The organism is Psychroflexus planctonicus (assembly GCF_014640195.1).
Classification (GTDB): Bacteria; Bacteroidota; Bacteroidia; order Flavobacteriales; family Flavobacteriaceae; genus Psychroflexus; species Psychroflexus planctonicus.
Genome location: NZ_BMGM01000034.1, coordinates 1 through 540, shown reverse-complemented (window position 1 = coordinate 540; position 540 = coordinate 1). Strand labels below are relative to the sequence as shown.

General features: G+C 43.1%; 1 protein-coding gene. It reads right to left on the bottom strand.

All coding sequences use genetic code 11. The features are described 5' to 3' along the window. A partial coding sequence (locus IEV72_RS13610; protein ID WP_505891266.1) for an FIDD domain-containing protein occupies positions 1-540 on the bottom strand: 540 nt, incomplete at both ends.

The following is a 540-nucleotide window of genomic DNA, read 5'->3' as shown; positions in this document are numbered from 1 at the left end:
GGTGTTTTGTGCCAAGTTGAATGCTGCAAATCCGTTGAGTGTATCATCATCACAAATCACCAAGTCTTCTAGTGTTTGGATGCGTGGGCTTTCTTCTACTTGCAGCTCCAAGGCTTGGATGGTAAAACAGCCGGTTCCGTTGATATCTGCATCACCGATGTTTTCGGCTCTGATATATAGGGTTTGGCTAAACGGATTGGTGTTTTGAAATAAAATAGGCTCGTTATCTTCATCTGCTATGGCAATGGCATTGTCTCCATTGTTGGCATCTACTTCGGTTAAGTGGTAAGTGATTTGGGTATTCACTTCGCCATCCAAGATGTCTTCGATAGCGGCTTGCAAATCAAACTCGCTGGTACCTTCGTTATCGGCATCACAAACTACTAAAGGTTCGGGTGCTGGAATCGTGGGTAATGGATCTACCACTAAAGTTAAAGTTGTCGTCGCTACACAATCCGTATCATCACTAAACACACTTATTTCGATGGTTTGTGGGTTGTCTATGTTTTGGTAGTTGCTTATATCGGTGATTGGGTTGTT